Annotated in this window: 15 protein-coding genes; 12 read left to right on the top strand and 3 right to left on the bottom strand. The window is 64.0% G+C overall.

Features of this window, described 5'->3' with window-relative positions:
- Positions 1-5: 5 nt before the first annotated feature.
- From RQ479_RS14555 to RQ479_RS14525, 7 genes are all read left to right on the top strand, one after another.
- Positions 6-1,787, top strand: coding sequence for a dipeptide ABC transporter ATP-binding protein (locus RQ479_RS14555; protein WP_376705945.1), 1,782 nt, complete (start codon positions 6-8; stop codon positions 1,785-1,787).
- A gap of 204 nt (positions 1,788-1,991) precedes the next feature.
- A complete protein-coding gene (locus RQ479_RS14550) occupies positions 1,992-2,876 on the top strand; it encodes a dihydrodipicolinate synthase family protein (protein ID WP_376705610.1) in 885 nt (294 codons plus the stop codon).
- Positions 2,877-2,915: 39 nt separating this feature from the next.
- The gene (locus RQ479_RS14545) at positions 2,916-3,575 is read left to right on the top strand and encodes a GntR family transcriptional regulator (RefSeq protein WP_023674176.1); all 660 of its coding nucleotides are present in this window, start codon (positions 2,916-2,918) and stop codon (positions 3,573-3,575) included.
- 61 nt (positions 3,576-3,636) lie between these two features.
- Positions 3,637-4,974, top strand: a complete 1,338-nt coding sequence (locus RQ479_RS14540) for an extracellular solute-binding protein (RefSeq protein ID WP_352463922.1) — start codon at positions 3,637-3,639, stop codon at positions 4,972-4,974.
- 35 nt (positions 4,975-5,009) lie between these two features.
- Entirely contained in the window at positions 5,010-5,912 is a 903-nt protein-coding gene (locus RQ479_RS14535; RefSeq protein ID WP_245274609.1) for a carbohydrate ABC transporter permease, read from the top strand.
- Entirely contained in the window at positions 5,913-6,734 is an 822-nt protein-coding gene (locus tag RQ479_RS14530; protein WP_023674179.1) for a carbohydrate ABC transporter permease, read from the top strand.
- Between the two features lie 39 nt (positions 6,735-6,773).
- Positions 6,774-7,832: an ABC transporter ATP-binding protein gene (locus RQ479_RS14525; protein ID WP_376705609.1), complete on the top strand. Its 1,059-nt coding sequence runs from the start codon at positions 6,774-6,776 to the stop codon at positions 7,830-7,832.
- A 29-nt stretch (positions 7,833-7,861) separates the two neighbouring features.
- Here RQ479_RS14525 and RQ479_RS14520 read toward each other — a convergent pair whose 3' ends face one another.
- Entirely contained in the window at positions 7,862-8,935 is a 1,074-nt protein-coding gene (locus RQ479_RS14520; RefSeq protein WP_376705944.1) for a Gfo/Idh/MocA family protein, read from the bottom strand.
- Positions 8,936-8,995: 60 nt separating this feature from the next.
- Positions 8,996-9,652, bottom strand: a complete 657-nt coding sequence (locus RQ479_RS14515; RefSeq protein ID WP_376705608.1) for a GntR family transcriptional regulator — start codon at positions 9,650-9,652, stop codon at positions 8,996-8,998.
- A 228-nt stretch (positions 9,653-9,880) separates the two neighbouring features.
- Here RQ479_RS14515 and RQ479_RS14510 point away from each other — a divergent pair, with 228 nt between their 5' ends.
- Entirely contained in the window at positions 9,881-11,038 is a 1,158-nt protein-coding gene (locus RQ479_RS14510; protein ID WP_376705607.1) for an LLM class flavin-dependent oxidoreductase, read from the top strand.
- On the top strand, positions 11,038-11,520 hold the full coding sequence (locus RQ479_RS14505; protein WP_023674185.1) for a flavin reductase family protein: 483 nt from the start codon (positions 11,038-11,040) through the stop codon (positions 11,518-11,520). Before RQ479_RS14510 ends, RQ479_RS14505 begins: the two co-directional genes overlap by 1 nt.
- On the opposite strand, the gene RQ479_RS14500 is transcribed toward RQ479_RS14505, so the two are convergent.
- A complete protein-coding gene (locus RQ479_RS14500; RefSeq protein ID WP_376705606.1) occupies positions 11,505-12,572 on the bottom strand; it encodes a LacI family DNA-binding transcriptional regulator in 1,068 nt (355 codons plus the stop codon). The genes RQ479_RS14505 and RQ479_RS14500 overlap by 16 nt on opposite strands.
- A gap of 111 nt (positions 12,573-12,683) precedes the next feature.
- Here RQ479_RS14500 and RQ479_RS14495 point away from each other — a divergent pair, with 111 nt between their 5' ends.
- Genes RQ479_RS14495 through RQ479_RS14485 form a run of 3 tightly spaced genes read left to right on the top strand, consistent with a single transcriptional unit; the run spans position 12,684 to position 17,130 of the window.
- Positions 12,684-13,784 carry a glycoside hydrolase family 105 protein gene (locus RQ479_RS14495; RefSeq protein WP_376705605.1) on the top strand — a complete coding sequence of 367 codons (1,101 nt, stop codon included), beginning with the start codon at positions 12,684-12,686 and terminating at the stop codon, positions 13,782-13,784.
- Positions 13,781-14,614, top strand: a complete 834-nt coding sequence (kduI, locus tag RQ479_RS14490; protein WP_376705604.1) for a 5-dehydro-4-deoxy-D-glucuronate isomerase — start codon at positions 13,781-13,783, stop codon at positions 14,612-14,614. The genes RQ479_RS14495 and kduI overlap by 4 nt, the downstream gene beginning before the upstream one ends.
- Positions 14,611-17,130 (top strand): hypothetical protein, encoded by a 2,520-nt coding sequence (locus RQ479_RS14485; RefSeq protein ID WP_376705603.1) that lies wholly within the window; start codon positions 14,611-14,613, stop codon positions 17,128-17,130. The genes kduI and RQ479_RS14485 overlap by 4 nt, the downstream gene beginning before the upstream one ends.
- Positions 17,131-17,214: the final 84 nt, after the last annotated feature.

The following is a 17,214-nucleotide window of genomic DNA, read 5'->3' as shown; positions in this document are numbered from 1 at the left end:
ATGACATCAAACGATCCACCCAGGCCGCCGCGGAGAGTGGCTCCATCAGGCCGGTACTCAGCGTCTCAGGTCTGAGCGTCGCCGTGCGCGGCGAGGAGGGCGAGCGCGACGTCGTTTCCGACCTCACCTTCAGCCTGATGCGCGGCGAAACGCTTTGCATCGCCGGCGAGTCCGGTTCCGGCAAGTCGATGACGGCGCTGGCCATCATGGGCTTGCTGCCGCAGCCGGCGGCACGCATCGGATCAGGCTCCATCCGGCTCGGCGATCAGGATCTCGCGGCTCTCAGCGAGAGCGGTATGCGCCGCATCCGCGGCGACCGCATTGCCATGATCTTTCAGGAACCGATGACATCGCTCAATCCGGTTCTTTCCATCGGCCGTCAGCTCACGGAGGCGATCGAGGCCCACACATCGCTGTCGCGCTCCAACTCGCGGCTGAGGGCGCTCGAGGCGCTGAAGGCAGTCCGAATTCCGGATGCCGAACGGCGGCTCGAGCACTATCCGCACGAACTCTCAGGCGGCATGCGCCAGCGCGTGATGATTGCCATGGCTCTGGCCCTGAACCCGGATGTGCTGATCGCCGATGAACCGACGACCGCCCTCGACGTCACCGTTCAGGGCGAGGTGCTGGAGCTGCTGCGCGACCTGCAGCGCGAGCATGGCACCAGTATTATCCTGATCACGCACGACATGGGGGTCGTCGCCGAGATGGCGGACCGCGTCATCATCATGCGCGACGGCCGGATGGTCGAGCAGGGCAGCGCGGCTGACATCTTCAATCGCCCGCAGGCCGACTATACACGCGAGCTTCTGGCCGCCGTGCCGCGCATCGGCGGCGGACGGACGGCCGAAGACCGACAAGATGCCACCAACATGCCGGCCGAGCTTGTATCTGTCAGCGATCTTCACGTCCGCTTCGACCTGCACGGCGGCTTCTTCGGCCGCGTTGACCGCAGGGTGCACGCGGTCGAAGGCGTCAGTTTCTCGATCGCGCCGCACGAAACCCTGTCGCTGGTCGGCGAATCGGGCTGCGGCAAGTCGACGACGGCCAAGGCGATCGCCGGGCTGGTGCCCTACACCGGCAGCATTTCAATCGGCGGCCACGACTTGTCGGCGCTCAGCCGCAAGGAGCGCAAGGCTGTGCGCCGCAATGTGCAGATGATCTTTCAGGATCCCTTCGCGTCCCTCGACCCGCGCATGCGAGTAGGCGATCTCGTCGCCGAGCCTCTGCTGATCCACGGCCTCGGCGACAGAGAGCAACGGCATGCCCAGATCGCCGCCCTGTTCGAACGCGTCGGCCTCTCCGCTGACCAGATGGAGCGCTACCCCCACGAATTCTCCGGCGGGCAGCGCCAGCGAATCTGCATTGCACGGGCGCTGGCGCTGCGACCGAAGCTGATCATTGCCGACGAAAGCGTCTCTGCTCTCGACGTGTCGGTGCAGGCGCGCGTGTTAAGGTTGCTCAAGGAGCTGCAGCGCGAATTCGGCGTCGCATATCTCTTCATCTCGCACGACATGGCAGTGGTGGAGAACATCTCCGATCGCGTGGCGGTAATGTATCTGGGGCAGATCGTCGAGATGGGCACCCGCGACCAGATCTTCTCCAACCCGCGCCATCCTTACACAAAGCGGCTGATCGAAGCCGTTCCGGTTCCCGATCCGGGCCTGCGCCGCGCCCGGTTCGCCCGTTTGGACGGCGAAATTCCAAGCGCTGTGCGGCGCATCGGTGAGAAGCCCCGGAAACTCAAGCTCGAAGATGTTGGCGACGGCCACCTCGTCGCCACGTGATCGAGCTTAGGCTGCCTCGTCCAGCCAATCCCGCAGAGGCTCGGGGACAGCTGCATAGGTGATGTTCGAGCGGCGGGAAATGATCGGCGATGGCGCTGCCGCGGCAGCGCCGTTGGGCGATGCCAAGTTGGCAAGATCACCAGTTTACATCTGACATGTTAGCATGCTAACGCTACGTGCACATTGATTTCAACGGAGATCGCATTGGCTTCCCGCTTTGGTCTTTCGGTTGCCCTAACCACACCCTTCGACCCGTCGGGGAAGATAGCGCTCGCGCCGATGATCGCGCACGCCCGAGCCTGCCTTGGCGCCGGCTGCAGCAGCGCGACGCTGTTCGGCACCACTGGCGAAGGGGCCTCGGTTGGCACCGACGAGCGGCGGATCGTCACCGAGGCCATGCTGGCGGCCGGTATTCCGGCACATCAGCTCGTCGCCGGAGTGCTGGTCGATGCAGCCGAAGATGCCGCCGATCAGGCCCGGCACGCTTTACAGCGCGGCGTTCGCAACATTCTGCTCGCCCCGCCGAGCTACTTCAAGAATGTCGGCGAGGACGGGCTGTTCGGATGGTTTTCCGCCGTCTTCACCGCACTCGGTCCGCTGGCGCGCGACGTGCTCCTCTATAACATCCCCTCAGTCACCATGGTGCCGCTTCCGCTTGGGCTGATCGGCCGGCTGCGCACCGCTTTTCCCGCTGTGGTGGCCGGGGTGAAGGATTCCGGCGGGGACTGGAGCTACAGTGAGGCGCTGCTTGAAGCGCACGGCGATCTGGTGATCCTCATCGGCGACGAACGGCATCTGGCGAGAAGCGTGCGCCGTGGCGGACAGGGTGCGATTTCCGGCATGGCTAATTTTGTTACCGGCGAAATCCGCGCAATGGTCGAAGAGGGCCGCGACGACTCACGCGTCGAGGACTTCGTGCTCGAATTGCTCAAATACCCGGTCACGCCGGCGGTGAAGGTCATGGTCGCGCGCAAGACCGGCGACGAGCGCTGGCTGGCGGTCCGCCCGCCCCTGGAGGCGATCGATCCGCAAGGACAGCGGCAGCTTGCCGCTGCCTACGACAGGCTGTTTGCGACAGAGGCCGCCTGACCGACAAGGCCGGGCTGACCGACAAGGAAGCGAGCTGAAGTGGAAGACGGCAGCGAACCGATCACTCTCCGGGAGAAAGCCTATGCCAGCTTCACGCGGCATTTGCTAGCACGTGATCTGCGGCCGGGGCAGTTCGTGTCACAGCGCGAACTGGTCGCTTTCACCGGGCTGCCGCTGGGTGCCATTCGCGAGATCGTCCCGCGTCTCGAGGCTGAGGGACTGCTGACCACCATCCCGCAGCGCGGCATGCAGATCGCGCATATCGATATCAATCTGATCCGCGAGGCGTTTCAGTTTCGGTTGTTCATGGAACGCGAGGCAGTGGCGCTATTCACGACCAGCGCTTCTGACGCCGAACTTGCCCGCATGCGGCGCGAACATGAAGAGATGCTGGCGCAAGCTCTCGGGCAGGCGCCGACGCCGGAAATGGAAGCCAAGGCCCAGAACATCGACTGGGCCATGCACGACACTTTCATCAATGCGCTCGGCAACGAGATTATCGCCAAGGCGTATCTGGTCAACTCGGTGAAAATCCGGCTGATCCACCAGGAGCGTTTCCGCATCGACGGTCGTGTGGTGCCGGTGATGCGCGAACATTTGGCGGTCATCGAAGCCATGGAGAGCCGCAATCCGCAAAAAGCGGTTGAAGCGATCAGTCTGCATATCGACAATGCGCGCCGGCTGGCGCTCCAGATCTGAGGAAATATAGCCGCGCCGCGGTTCGCGGCGCATCCACAACGACAGCAACCGGGAGGAAGAAATGTCGTCCAATCTGTTCAACCCAACCAGGAGGCAACTCCTTGCCGGAACGGCGGCGCTCACCGCTGCCGGCCTTGTGGGGCTTCGCCCCGGCTTTGCCGCAGGTGTCGACTGGAAACGCTTTGCCGGGACGACGCTTGACGTCAATCTGGTGAAAAGCCCGCGCAGCGACACCATCCTGAAATATCTCGCCGAGTTCGAGGAACTGACCGGAATCAAGGTCAATGCCGAGGCCACACCCGAGCAGCAGCAGCGCCAGAAGACGGTGATCGAGTTGAGCTCGGGCAAGCCGAGCTTTGACGTCGTGCATCTGAGCTACCACGTGCAGAAGCGCCAGTTCGAAAAGGGTGGCTGGCTCGCCGACATCGCCGGCTATCTCGCCGATCCGTCGCTTACCGATCCGGCGCTGGTCGAAAGCGACTTCGCCGAAGCCGGCATGCTGTTTGCCAAGGACGGCCAGGGCGTGCTGCGCTCACTACCCTTCTCGGTGGACTACTGGATCCTCTATTGGAACAAGGAGCTGTTCGAGGCCAAGGGCCTCAAATACCCCGAGACCTTCGAGCAACTGGTGGCCGCCGCCGAAGCGCTGACCAACCCGTCGACCAATACATACGGCTTCGTCGCCCGAGGGCTCAAGAACGCAAACACGCCGGTGTGGACGTCGCTGATGCTCGGCTACGACATGACGCCGCTCGATGACAAGGGCAAGCTGCGCACCGAGGCTCCCGAGGCGATCGAGGCTGCCGCGCTCTATCAAAGATTGATGACCAAGTCCGCCCCTCCGGGCGTTACCGGGTTCAATTGGGCCGAAGCACAGTCTGCCTTCCTGCAAGGCAAGATCGGCATGTGGCTCGACGGCGTGGGTTTTGCCCCGCCGATGGAAAATCCGGAAAAATCGAGGGTGGTCGGCAAGGTCGGTTATGGCGTGATGCCCAAGGGTCCCAAGGCGCATGCTTCGGGCACCTTCGGCGACGGGATTGGCGTTACCTCCGCCAGCGAGAAGAAGGAGGCCGCCTATCTGTTCTGCCAGTGGGCGGTATCGCCAACCATGGGCGCGCGGCTGTTGCAGGCCGGCGCCGGTGTTCCGTTCCGCAAATCCGTGCTGGAGGATCCCAAGGTGCGCGAAGGTGTCACCATGCCAGCAAGCTGGCTCGATGCCGTGGTCGGCTCGGGCAATATCAGCCGGCTGGCGCTGCCGGTCATCATCCCCGTCACGGAATTCCGCGACATCTTTGGGGTGGCGTTGACCAACATGATTGCCGGCGCCGATCCCGCCGCGGAGCTGAAGAAGGCCACCGAACAGTTCCAGCCGGTTCTCGACAGGAGCGAGCAGGGCTGATGTCGGCCACCACCCCAGAACAGGCCGGGGTGACGATGCCGGTTATCGACGGGAGCCAGACGATCCGGCTGGCTCCCAACTACTGGCCTTTCGTTGTCCCCGCACTCGTCGTCGTCGGCGCCGTCATCGTCTTCCCCTGGGCTTTCACCCTGTGGATGAGCGTCAACCGCTGGACGCTCGGCCAGTCGCGGAGCTTTGCCGGGATGGAAAACTATCTCCGCCTGGCCAGCGACCCACGGTTCTGGGAATCCCTTGTTCATACATTGACCTACACCTTCCTCTCGGTTGCAGCGCCGATGCTGCTGGGCACTCTGGCCGCCCTGATCTTCGACGCCAGGTTTCCGCTGCGCGGCTTGCTGCGCGGCGTCTTCGTCATGCCGATGATGGCGACACCCGTTGCCGTGGCACTGGTTTGGACAATGATGTTCCATCCTCAGCTCGGCGTGCTCAACTACCTGCTGTCGCTGGTCGGCATCCCGGCTCAGGAATGGATATTCAATGCCAACACGGTCATCCCGTCGCTTGTTGCGGTCGAGACCTGGCAGTGGACGCCGCTGGTCATGCTGATCGTGCTTGGCGGGCTGGCCTCGGTGCCGCGCGAGCCCTTCGAAAGCGCCGAGATCGACGGCGCCAATGCCTGGCAGCAATTCCGCTATCTCACTCTGCCGATGATCGCGCCGTTCCTGATGATCGCGGTCATCATCCGCACCATCGATGCCTTGAAGAGTTTCGACATCATCTACGCGATGACCCAGGGCGGCCCGGGCACGGCGTCGGAGACCATCAACATCTATCTCTACAACACCGCCTTCTCCTACTACGATATCGGCTACGGCTCGGCCATGGCCGTGGTGTTCTTCATTGTCATCGTGGCCCTGTCCTTCGTGCTGCTGATGCTGCGCCAACGCTCGCAGTGGATCGATACGGAGGGCAAATAGATGAGTTCACGGCTACTCAACCAGATCGGTCTGTTTTTCGCTGCCCTGGTTTTCGTCTCGCCGGCGATCCTGTTCTTCCTTTGGATGATCTCGCTGTCGCTGAAATTCGAGATCGACAACGGTGCCTATCCGCCGATCCTGATCCCGGAACGCTTCGCCTGGTCGAACTATGTAAAGGTGTTCGAGGAGAACAATTTCCTGCTCTATCTGTGGAATTCGGTTCTGGTGACTGGCACGGCGACCTTGCTGGCGCTGCTGATCGGCGTGCCGGCCGGCTATGGCATCGCACGGCTCAAGGCTGAACGGTCGGCGGTCGTCATCATGATCGCCCGCATGACGCCTGGGCTATCCTATCTCATCCCGCTGTTTCTGCTGTTCCAATGGATCGGGATTCTCGGCACGCTCTGGCCGCAGATCATCATCCACCTGGTGGTGACGGTGCCGATCGTGGTCTGGGTGATGATCGGCTATTTCGAGACCACGCCGATGGAACTGGAAGAGGCGGCCAACATCGACGGCGCCAGCTCCTGGCAGGTTTTCCGGCTGGTTGCCCTGCCCATCGCCAAGCCGGGCATCGTCGTCGCCTTCATCCTGTCCGTGATCTTCTCGTGGAACAATTTCGTCTTCGGCGTGGTGCTCGCCAGCCGTGAGACGCGCACACTCCCGGTCGCCGTCTACAACATGCTGTCCTACGAACAGGTCAGCTGGGGGCCGCTCGCCGCGGCGGCGCTGGTGGTGACGTTGCCGGTGCTGATCCTGACCATGTTCGCGCAAAGGCAGATCGTCGCGGGGCTGACCGCCGGCGCCGTCAAAGGCGGCTGACGGCGCGCCCTGACATCACTCGTTTCCAGGAAAGATCCAATGGCATCGGTAACGATCAACAACGTGCAGAAGGCCTTCGGGGCCACCAAGATCATTCACGACGTCAGCGTCGATATCGCCGACGGCGAATTCGTCATCCTGGTCGGCCCGTCGGGATGCGGAAAATCGACGCTGCTGCGCATGATTGCGGGACTTGAAACGATCTCCGGCGGGAAGATCGCCATCGGCGAGCGTATGGTCAATAATCTGCGGGCGCGGGACCGGAACATCGCCATGGTGTTCCAGAACTATGCGCTCTATCCGCATATGACTGTGGCCGACAATATGGGCTTTGCCCTGAAGATCAAGAAAGCCGACCCGGCCGACACCGCTGGCCGTGTCAGGAAGGTAGCCGGCATTCTCGGCCTGGAAAAGCTGCTTGACCGCTATCCGCGCCAGCTTTCCGGCGGCCAGCGCCAGCGCGTCGCCATGGGCCGCGCGATCGTACGCGACCCGCAGGTTTTTCTGTTCGACGAGCCGCTCTCCAACCTCGATGCCAAGTTGCGCGTCCAGATGCGCGGCGAAATCAAGGCCCTGCACCAGCGGCTGGGTACGACGACGATCTATGTCACGCACGACCAGATCGAGGCCATGACGATGGCCGACAAGATCGTCGTGCTGCATGACGGCCTGGTCGAGCAGATCGGCGCGCCGCTGGATCTCTACGACCATCCGGCCAATCTCTTCGTTGCCGGCTTTATCGGCTCGCCCGCCATGAACTTCATTGCCGGCCGCATCGAGGAGGGCGTGTTCCGCAGCGCCGGCGGGTTGATCCTGCCGTTGCCGGAAGGCGCCCAGCCGGCGGATGCCGCGGGACGCGAACTCGTCTACGGCATTCGACCGGAACATATCCGGGCAACCGGGCAGGGCGTGCCGGGCACGATCACGCTTCTCGAGGCGACCGGCTCGGAAATCTTCGCCAGGGTCGACTGCTCCGGTGAAGAAATCTCCTGCCTTTTCCGAGAAAGGCTTGCGCTCAAGCAAGGCGAAGGAGTGCGGATCGAGGTCGACCGCGCATGTGCGCATCTGTTCGACGCCGAAACTGGTCGGCGCATCTGACTCGGTGGTCCGGTGAATGCGTGGTCGGCCTAGGTCGGCAACGCGAATTCACCGGCGAGTTCGATGGCGCGGCCTTCGCGGGCCGATCTCTGGGCGGCGAGACCCATGACGACGGCCCACCAGCCGTCTTGCAAGGTCACTTCCACCTTGCTCTGTCCGCGCACCGCAGCGGTGAAGCGGGCGTGCTCGAAATAGGTCGAACCGTTATGGTCGCCTGCCTCGAGCAGCCGGGGGTCGACGGGAATCTCCAGCAGTCGTGGTCCAGGCGGATTGCGCGGACTAACGATCAACTGGGGCACTGGCGCAGGGCCAAGGTGGGTCGGCCAGAAACGGCCTGGTCCGGGCACCAGACATTCGATCTTTCCGTCGCCGCCGACAGCGCAGAGTTCCTCCTGGTAGCGGCTGCCCTCGGCAAACATGCACAGTTCCAGCATGGCGCGCGCGCCGCTCGCGAAATCAGCCAGCACATAGCCATGGTCAAGGATATCCGGCCTCTCACCGCCATAGCGTTCGTCGAGATGGTTTACGGCCTGTCCAGCGCTCGCCATCACGCGGACGGGGTCGGATCCGAGGATCAACCGCATCAGATCGAAGAAGTGGCAGCACTTCTCGACGAACGTGCCGCCGGTGTTGCGGTTGAACCGGTTCCAGTCGCCGACCTTCGTCAGAAACGGGAAGCGGTGCTCGCGGACCGTCAGCATGCGGATGCCGCCGGTGGCGTGGCGGGCCTGCTCGACGAATGCGGCGACGGGCGGCATATAGCGATATTCCATGGCCACCCAGACGAGCGGAAGCCGAGCTTTCAACGCCGCGATCCGCCCCTCGTCGGCGGCCTCGGTGAAGGGCGGTTTTTCCACCAGCACCGGCAGCGGTCGAAGTGCGGCGATCTCCTCCATCTGACTGAGGTGATGGTGGTTGGGGCTGGCAATCAAGACGCAGTCCACCTCGTCCATGGCCAGCAGTTCGGCGATCGACGCCGCCGATCGCGCGCCCGACGCCGTCGCCAGCGATGCTGCCAACATGCCGGGGTCCGGCTCGAAGATCGCTGCCACATGCGCGTCGGGCAACAGGGCGATGTTGCGGATGTGCTCGCGGCCCATCATGCCGCAGCCGATGATGCCGTAGCCGATCGATGATCTGGTCACGCTGCGACTTCCTCCGGCCTATCTGAAACGCGTGACGTACCGCGCCGCGCCCGGATCGAACCAGCTGCGGGAATATTCCGCGCTGGCGCCGTCGCCAGCCCAGGCGATACGTTCTATGAAACCCACGACCGTCCCCGGCGGTGGCCTGAACTCGAGCGGGACCCAGTCCGGCGCGGGCGCGACGGCGACATAGTCTTCGGCGCGAACGATCGAAAAGCCAAGCGCGAGCCGGTAGTGGAGATAGAGCGATTCCGACAAATCCTCGCGCTTGAGCCGCTCGGCCCGGCTGGCGTCGAGCCAGATTTCCTCGACCGCGGCCGGCTCGCCGTCGAGCCGCCGTAGCCGGCGTATACGGTGGGCTTCGCCGGCGCTGCCGAATTGCGGCAGGTCGGCGGGCTTGGGCAGTCGATCGATGGATAGCACGTCGGCGCTCGGCAGGCCGCCACCGCCGATACGCTCCAGGCGAAAGAAGGCATAGATCCCGAGCAAGTCGCCGCGCGCCCGCACATAGTTACCCGAGCCCTGGATGCGATCGAGAAGCCCCTTTTCGGTCAAATCGGCAAGCGCCCGCCTGAGCGTGCCGACGGCAATCCCCAGGCTCGCGGCCATCTCGCGCTCGGGCGGCAGCCGCGCCCCGTCGGCCAGCCGTCCGGCCGCGATTTCGCGAATCAGCATTTCGCTGGTCTGCAAGTGCACAGGCAAGGGCCCGCGCATCTGGCTGGATCGGTGGCCGGGGTCCGCCCTTGTCAAATGCATCCCGTGTTCCAATCGCATTCCGGTTTCGGGTTTGGCTCCAAAATTGATACAGTATTGATCTACACCAAAACGAATGCTACGCAAGCCCTATTCGCAGCTCCGGACGTCATTGAAGAGTGGCCCGGACGTCTTTTCTGAAGAGTGGAAATGAGCACCGTCCCAATCACCTCGCCGGATCTCGATGCTGCCGAAGTCTCGTGGTTCGCCGCACTCTGCTCGGACGACTACCGGTATCTCGGCGTGCCGGACGGCGCGCTGCGCTCGAGCTGGGCGCATTGCTCCCAGATCGTGAAGACGTCCGAGGAACTCGGTTTCCGCAACATCTTGTGTCCATCGTCCTATCAGGTCGGACAGGACACGCTGAGCTTCGTCGCCGGCTGTGCGCCGATCACCTCGAAGATCAATCTGCTCGCCGCTGTGCGCTGCGGCGAGATGCAGCCGATCATGCTGGCGCGCACGATTGCGACGCTGGACCACATGCTGGAAGGCCGGCTGACGGTGAACATTATTTCGTCGGACTTTCCGGGCGAGACAGCTGACAGCGCCTACCGCTATCAGCGTTCCCGCGAGGTGGTGCAGATACTGCGCCAGGCCTGGACCAGCGACAGCATCGATTTCGAGGGCGAGGTCTATCGTTTCAAGGGGCTCTCGACGGCACCGGCGAAGCCCTATCAGCAAAATGGCGGTCCGCTGCTCTATTTCGGCGGTTATTCGCCCGACGCGCTCGAGCTTTGCGCCGAACAGTGCGACGTCTACCTGATGTGGCCGGAAACCAGGGAGGAGCTCGCCGGCCGCATGAGAGCCGTCCACGAGCGCGCCGAGCGTCATGGGCGGACGCTCGACTACGGCCTGCGCGTCCACATGATCGTGCGCGATACCGAGGCCGAGGCAAAGGAATATGCCCGGGAGCTGGTTTCGAGGCTGGACGACGAGCAGGGCAGGGCGATCCGCGAGCGCGCGCTCGACGCCCGATCGCTCGGCGTATCGCACCAGGCCAGGAACCGCCAGATCGCCGATGCCGAAGGCTATGTCGAGCCGCATCTGTGGACGGGCGTCGGGCGGGCGCGCTCTGGCTGCGGCGCGGCGCTGGTGGGCTCGACCGATCAGGTTCTGTCGGAAATCGAAGCGTATATGAAGATGGGGATCCGCGCTTTCATCTTTTCCGGTTACCCGCATCTCGACGAAGCGCGTCATTTCGGCACCAAGGTGCTGCCCCAGCTCAAGACATGCTCGCTCCCGCACGCCTATGGCCGTGTGCCGGAACGGATCCCGGCGACACCATTGGGAACGGGAGAGCGCCGCTGATGGAGCATGTCGTGTGCGATCCACGCCTTTTGCGCAACGCCTTCGGACGTTTCGCCACCGGCGTCACGGTCGTCACCACCGGCACGGCCGACGGCCCGGTCGCAATCACTGCCAACAGCTTCTCATCCGTGTCGCTCGATCCGCCGCTGGTGCTCTGGTCTATCGGCCGCCACTCGCGCCGGTTCGAAGCCTTCGCCAATTCCGCGCACTACGCCATTCACGTGTTGGCGGAAGATCAAATCGATCTGTGCTGGCGTTTTTCGAAGTCCGGGACGGACTTTGCCGATCTTGACCTGTCGTGGAGCGAGCACGGCGTGCCATTGCTGCCGCGCGCACTGGCGCGGTTCGAATGCAGCGTCGCCGACCGCTTCCCGGCTGGCGACCATATGATCCTGCTTGGACGTGTCCTTGAACTGCAGACGCAAGAGGGTTTGCCGCTGCTCTTTGCTGGCGGCAAGTCGCGCGCTCAAGAGGCCAGCTGATGACCGCCGGCGCCGCTTCGGGCTGGAGCCGTCGACTGGCGCACCACGAGATTGCAGGCAAGTTCGACGCGACGCGGCGGCGACCCCGAATGGGCCATGTCGTCGAGCAGCAGGCTAAGCGCCGCCGATCCGATCTCGCGCATGGGAATGTGCATCGCCGTCAGCGGCGGGTTGCAGAAGGCAGCGAGCGGCAAGTCGTCCATACCGACCACGGACACATCGCCAGGCACCGAATATCCGACCTCCTGGACGCCGGCGATGGCACCAAACGCCAAGCTGTCGCCGGCCGTCAGCACGGCGGTGAAATCGAGGCCACGAGACGCGATGCGCTCGGCCACGGCCCTGTTCGCAAGTTCCGGCAGCCAGTCCTGCACCTCGACCACGAAGTCGTCGAAGCCGGCAATGCCGGCCGCGATCAGCGCGTCGCGCCAACCTTCGTAGCGCCGCTCGATCGTGCGCCGGCCACGCCGCATCAGGAACAGGATGCGGCGGTGGCCGAGGCCCATCAGATGCTGCGCGGCAAGCATGGCGGCAGAGCGATTGCAGGGCGTCACGCTCGAATGGCGCATCGAGGGATCGTCGCCGTTGACGAGCACGATCGGCTTGGCGAATCCGGCTGTCAGCGTCAGCACATCGTCATCGTCCAGCGTCAGAAACAGACAGCCGGCGACGCTGTCGTCGCGCTCGGATTCACGCAGCAGCGCGATTTCGTCCTCGGGCGCCGAAACCGGCCGGGTCACCAGTTCGACGCCCAGCAACCGGGCGCGCTCGTTGAGCCCATCAAGGACATGGTAGGTGAACTGATTGCGGGCACTGTCCACCATTGCCACGCTGCTTGCGGCCAGGATGACCTTGCGGCCGGCAACCGAGGCGGGAATGGCATAGTTCATCGACTTCGCCGTTTCGATGATCCTGGTGCGAAGCTCGTTCCTCACGCCGCCGACGCCGCTCAGCGCACGAGAGGCGGTGCTGACCGACACGCCGCAACGCGCCGCGATCTCCTCAAGTCGAATGCGGCGGCTGGGGCGGCCGCGCTTGCCCTGGATACTCATGCGCTCCGTCACCTCCGCCAAAGTCATCCGATTAATGCAAAAAATTTTCAGATTGCGCAAGAAAAATGGCTGTGAAACAGTTCTGATGAAGCGGGAGAAACGGGAGGAGTGATGCCGCTATCGGCCGAACGCCTGAATTCCGCGCTTGCCAGCCTCGTTGCCGGCATGACCGGCTTGCGTCATGACGGGCGGTTCCATGAGCCGAATCTCGACGGCACGCCGGGCGACTATGTCAGCTTCGACAGCTGGGAATGGCCGCAGGGCGTCGGGCTCTACGGGCTGGTTCGGCTGTGGGCGCAGACCGGCGACGATCGGCTGCTGCAGACGATCGAGGCCTGGTACGACCGACGCATCGCTGCCGGTCTCCCTGCGATGAACGTCAACACCACTGCGCCTCTTTTGGCGCTAAGCGAATTGTGGCGGCGCCGGCGCCAGCCGCGCTTCGAGCCGGTCCTGCGCGAATGGGCCGAGCGGGTGGTCACCGCCTTGCCGCGGACGCCCGAGGGCGGTTTCCAGCACGATGTTTCGGATCGGGTCAACGACGACGAATTGTGGGACGACACGCTGTTCATGGTGGCGCTGTTCCTCGCATCGTATGGCCAGGCTGCCGGCCAGCGTCGCTTCGTCGAGGAAGCAGAACGGCAATTCCTGGTCCACGCCCGTTATCTCGCCGACCCGGCATCAGGGCTGTGGTTCCACGGCTGGACGTTCGCGGGACGGCACAATTTCGCCCGCGCGCTTTGGGCGAGAGGCAATGCCTGGATTACCGTCGGTATCCTCGACCTGGTGGAGTTCGCCGAAATTGCGCCTTCGGTTCGGGCCTATCTGCTCGGCGTGCTGGGGACCCAGATCAACGCCCTGCTCGAGGTGCAGGCAGGTTCGGGCGCATGGCACACTCTGCTCGACGACTCGACGTCTTACGAGGAGATTTCCGCCACGGCCGGCTTCGGCTACGGGTTGATGAAGGCCGCGCGGCTCGGAATCGGCTCGACAGAGTGCCGTGCCGCCGGCCTCCGCGCCTTGGAAGCCGTGGTGGCCAACATCGATGACAAAGGTGTGGTGGCGAACGTGTCCTATGGCACACGCATGGGCGCCGACCTGCAGTTCTATCGCGATATACCCATCCATCCGACGGGCTACGGGCAGGCGCTCGCCATTCTGTGCCTGACCGAAGGGGCGCGGCATCTGCAGTCGAAGGTGGAGGCGGCATGATGCGGACGCTCTATGGCGCGTCGCCGGGCTATATTGCCGGCATGGACACGGACCGGCTGAGGGCCGAGTTCTTGGTCGACGGCTTGTTCCGGCCTGGCGCGATCGAATTCGCCTACACCCATGTCGACCGCATGATCGTCGGTGGCGCGGTGCCGCTGGCCAACCCGCTGACATTCGGCAACGGGGCCGAAGTCGGCACCCCGCTCTTCTTTGACGCGCGCGAGATGGGCATCGCCAATCTCGGCGGCAATGGCGCCGTCGCGGTGGACGGCCGGCGCTTTCCCGCGGCTAACCGCGACATCGTCTATATCGGACGCGGAGCACGCGAGGTGACGCTGGAGAGCGACGATCCGGAGAGGCCGGCACGCTTCTACATGAACTCGGTGCCGGCCGGCGCCGATATTGCGCACCGTCTCATCGTCAGCAGCGAAGCCAAGCCGCTTGTGCTCGGCGAGGAGGCTCGCGCGAACAGGCGCACGCTGCGCATGTACATCCATCCCGAAGTGGCCCCGTCCTGCCTCTTGCTGATGGGGATCACCGACCTCGCGCCGGGCAGTGTATGGAACACCATGCCGCCGCATCTGCATGAGCGGCGCATGGAAGCTTATTGCTACTTCGACCTCGCCGAGGCCGACCGTGTAATCCATCTGATGGGCCGGCCAGACAAGACGCGCCACCTGATGGTCGCCGACGGTGACGTTGTCCTGTCGCCCGCCTGGTCTATCCATATGGGTGCCGGCACCGGCCCCTATGCTTTCGTCTGGGGCATGACCGGCGAGAACCAGGCCTACACCGATGTCGATCCAGTTGCCGTGAAGGATTTGCGATGAGCGAGGCCGCGCAAAGCGTTCGGACGGACTTTACGCTGCGCCGGCCGCTCATGGCGGGGCAGCCTATCGTCTATTGGCGGCTCGGGTCTATCGCCGAGCAACGCTACGACGTGGCCGACCAGCCCATGCAAGGCGAGATGGATCCCTTCTTCTTCCTGACCAAGCACAAGAATTTCATTCCCCATGAATATCCGTGCCGCACGCAGTTCGCAGCGGAACGCCGCGGCAAGCGACCACAGGTCAGCGCCGAATTCGGCGCCGAGCGCCTGTGGCTGCCCTTCGCCTCGCCGCGCATCGACCTGTCGGGCTTCTGGTTTCGGCCAACGGTGCTTGGAACATGGGCCGAGACCACCATCGAGGCGGCCTCGAGTGGCGAGGTGATGGTGCGGCTGCGCACATGCGGCGGCGCCATACTCTTTGCCAATGGCGAGGAAGCCGGCTGGATGGCGCCCTACGGCCGCAATCTGGAAAGTGCCGGGCATTTCAAGATCGCGCTGAAGGCCGGCCGCAACGACGTCCGGATATGGTTCGACGATCTCGCCGAGCGCGACGCCCGCTACTATTTCCAGCTCGATTATCTATCCGGTCCGGCTGCTTCGGTCGCACTGCCGATCGAAGTCGAGAGCGGCGTTGCCGATGCGATGGAAGCAGCCCTCGACGACATGCATTTCGACCGTCCCGCCTATGACGGCGGCGAGGTGGCGCTCGTCACCGGCGTGGCCCTGCCGCGCGACGCGCAAGTCGAGATCGAGATCGAAGGCGATTTCATGTCGATCGAGACGCCGGTGCGCTTCGCCTTCGAACTGCCGGCGGGCCAGCCGCGGCTGCCGATCGCTGATACCGAGCAGCTGCCGGCCGACTTTCGCCATTTCAAGGTGACGCTGAGGGTCGCAGACCATGCCGTATCGCGTGTCTTCGGCGTCGAGATATGCCACGCGCGCCGTCAGGGCGATGCGCCGGAAACGGTTACCGCGCGTATCGATGAGGCCTTGCGCGAGGTCGCCGGTCACGCCGAGGCCGATACGGTGCGCGCGCTGGCGCGCCTGGCGATCGGACAGCAGGGCTCCGAGACCGATGCCATGATCTCCGGCACGCTGCCGGCGATCGAGGATTGTCACGATTGCGCCGACTTCATCCTGGTGCCGCTGCTGTGGTGCCGCAAGGCCTTTGGCGATCGGCTGGAAGTGAGCCTGCGCGCGCGCGTCGACAACGCCATCCTCGGCTATCGCTACTGGATGGACGAGCCCGGCAATGATGTGCAGTGGTACTTCTCCGAGAACCACGCGCTGCTCTTCCACACCGCCGCCTATATTGCTGGTGGCCTGTTGCCTGATGTGCGGTTCGTGCGGTCGGGCCGCCTTGGCCGCGAACAGTCCGCGGTGGGAGCCGCGCGGGTGCGGGCCTGGCTCGACCATTTCGAGGCATGGGAGATGGCCGAGTTCAACTCGGCGCCTTATTTTCCCATCGACCTCAAGGGCCTGTGCGCGCTCTACGCGCTGGCCCCGGACAAGGACATCGCCGAACGTGCCGGCAAGGCAATCATACGCCTGCTTGAAATCGTCGCCCGCTCGGCGCATCGCGGCATCCTCACCGGGGCGCAGGGCCGCTCCTACGAGCACACGCTGCGCGCCGCGCGTTCGCTGGAATTATCCGGCATCTGCCGCATGCTTTGGGGCAAGGGCAATTACGGCATGCGCTTTCATGCGCTGCCACAGCTGGCACTGTGCCTGCGGGATCACGATTTGAGCGTTCCGGACGGGTTGGCACCAATTGCTTCCCTCACCGACGATACGGCGTGGGAATGGACTTTCGCGCAGGGACAAGACCGCTTCGCGCGGCTCTACCACTACAAGACGCGCAACCATGCGATGGGCAGCGCCGCTGGCTATCGCTGGAATCAATGGGGTTATCAGGAGACCGTCATTCACGCCCGGCTGGGCAAGAATCCGGATGCGCAGATCTGGATCAACCACCCCGGCGAAGTGCTGCAGTCGGGATATGGCAGACCATCATATTGGGGCGGCTCAGGCACTTTGCCCCGGCTTCACCAATATCGCGACCTCGCCATCGTCAGCTTCTCCTGCTCGGATGAACAGCCCGACTTCACGCACGCCTGGTTCCCCGCACGTGCCTTCGATGCCGTGCAAGTGGGTGGCGATCGGGCGTTCGCGCAATCCGGCGACGCCTTCGTCATGCTGAAGACGGATGTGCCTCTCACGCAGGTCGTGGCCGGCCCGACCGCCGGCAACGAGCTGCGGGCGGCGGGACGCAGGACGACGTGGATCATTCGCCTCGGTGACCGGAATGCCAATCTGCCGGCGCTCGACGCCTGGGCGGACGCCTTTGCCGGCCTGTCGGTGCGGTCGGGTCCCGACGGCGAGTTGATCGTCGAGGATCCGGAGTACGGCACGGTGCATTTCCTCGCCGACGCAAGGATCGTGGCTGAGGGACGTACACTCGATCCGACCAACTGGACCGTGCGCGGTGAGGCGATGCGCATGAAGCACAGAGAGTAGGGAGGAAATCGGCTGCGACGCTCAAGAGGAGAGGGCGTAGCGGCTTGAACTATCGGGGCGCCGCCCCGCTAAAGGAGGAGACGA

The organism is Mesorhizobium sp. ISC25, assembly GCF_042295465.1.
In the GTDB taxonomy this organism is placed as follows: Bacteria; Pseudomonadota; Alphaproteobacteria; order Rhizobiales; family Rhizobiaceae; genus Mesorhizobium.
The sequence above is the reverse complement of the archived record's forward strand: the minus strand, read 5'-3'. Positions and strand labels throughout refer to the sequence as shown.

Excerpts from the sequence above, each read along its gene's own strand:
- RQ479_RS14540 (WP_352463922.1), top strand. The coding sequence starts at position 3,637 with ATGTCGTCCAATCTGTTCAACCCAACCAGGAGGCAACTCCTTGCCGGA.
- RQ479_RS14535 (WP_245274609.1), top strand. The coding sequence starts at position 5,010 with ATGCCGGTTATCGACGGGAGCCAGACGATCCGGCTGGCTCCCAACTAC.
- RQ479_RS14530 (WP_023674179.1), top strand. The coding sequence starts at position 5,913 with ATGAGTTCACGGCTACTCAACCAGATCGGTCTGTTTTTCGCTGCCCTG.
- RQ479_RS14525 (WP_376705609.1), top strand. The coding sequence starts at position 6,774 with ATGGCATCGGTAACGATCAACAACGTGCAGAAGGCCTTCGGGGCCACC.
- RQ479_RS14520 (WP_376705944.1), bottom strand. The coding sequence starts at position 8,935 with ATGATGGGCCGCGAGCACATCCGCAACATCGCCCTGTTGCCCGACGCG.
- RQ479_RS14515 (WP_376705608.1), bottom strand. The coding sequence starts at position 9,652 with ATGCTGATTCGCGAAATCGCGGCCGGACGGCTGGCCGACGGGGCGCGG.
- RQ479_RS14510 (WP_376705607.1), top strand. The coding sequence starts at position 9,881 with ATGAGCACCGTCCCAATCACCTCGCCGGATCTCGATGCTGCCGAAGTC.
- RQ479_RS14505 (WP_023674185.1), top strand. The coding sequence starts at position 11,038 with ATGGAGCATGTCGTGTGCGATCCACGCCTTTTGCGCAACGCCTTCGGA.
- RQ479_RS14500 (WP_376705606.1), bottom strand. The coding sequence starts at position 12,572 with ATGAGTATCCAGGGCAAGCGCGGCCGCCCCAGCCGCCGCATTCGACTT.
- RQ479_RS14495 (WP_376705605.1), top strand. The coding sequence starts at position 12,684 with ATGCCGCTATCGGCCGAACGCCTGAATTCCGCGCTTGCCAGCCTCGTT.
- kduI (WP_376705604.1), top strand. The coding sequence starts at position 13,781 with ATGATGCGGACGCTCTATGGCGCGTCGCCGGGCTATATTGCCGGCATG.
- RQ479_RS14485 (WP_376705603.1), top strand. The coding sequence starts at position 14,611 with ATGAGCGAGGCCGCGCAAAGCGTTCGGACGGACTTTACGCTGCGCCGG.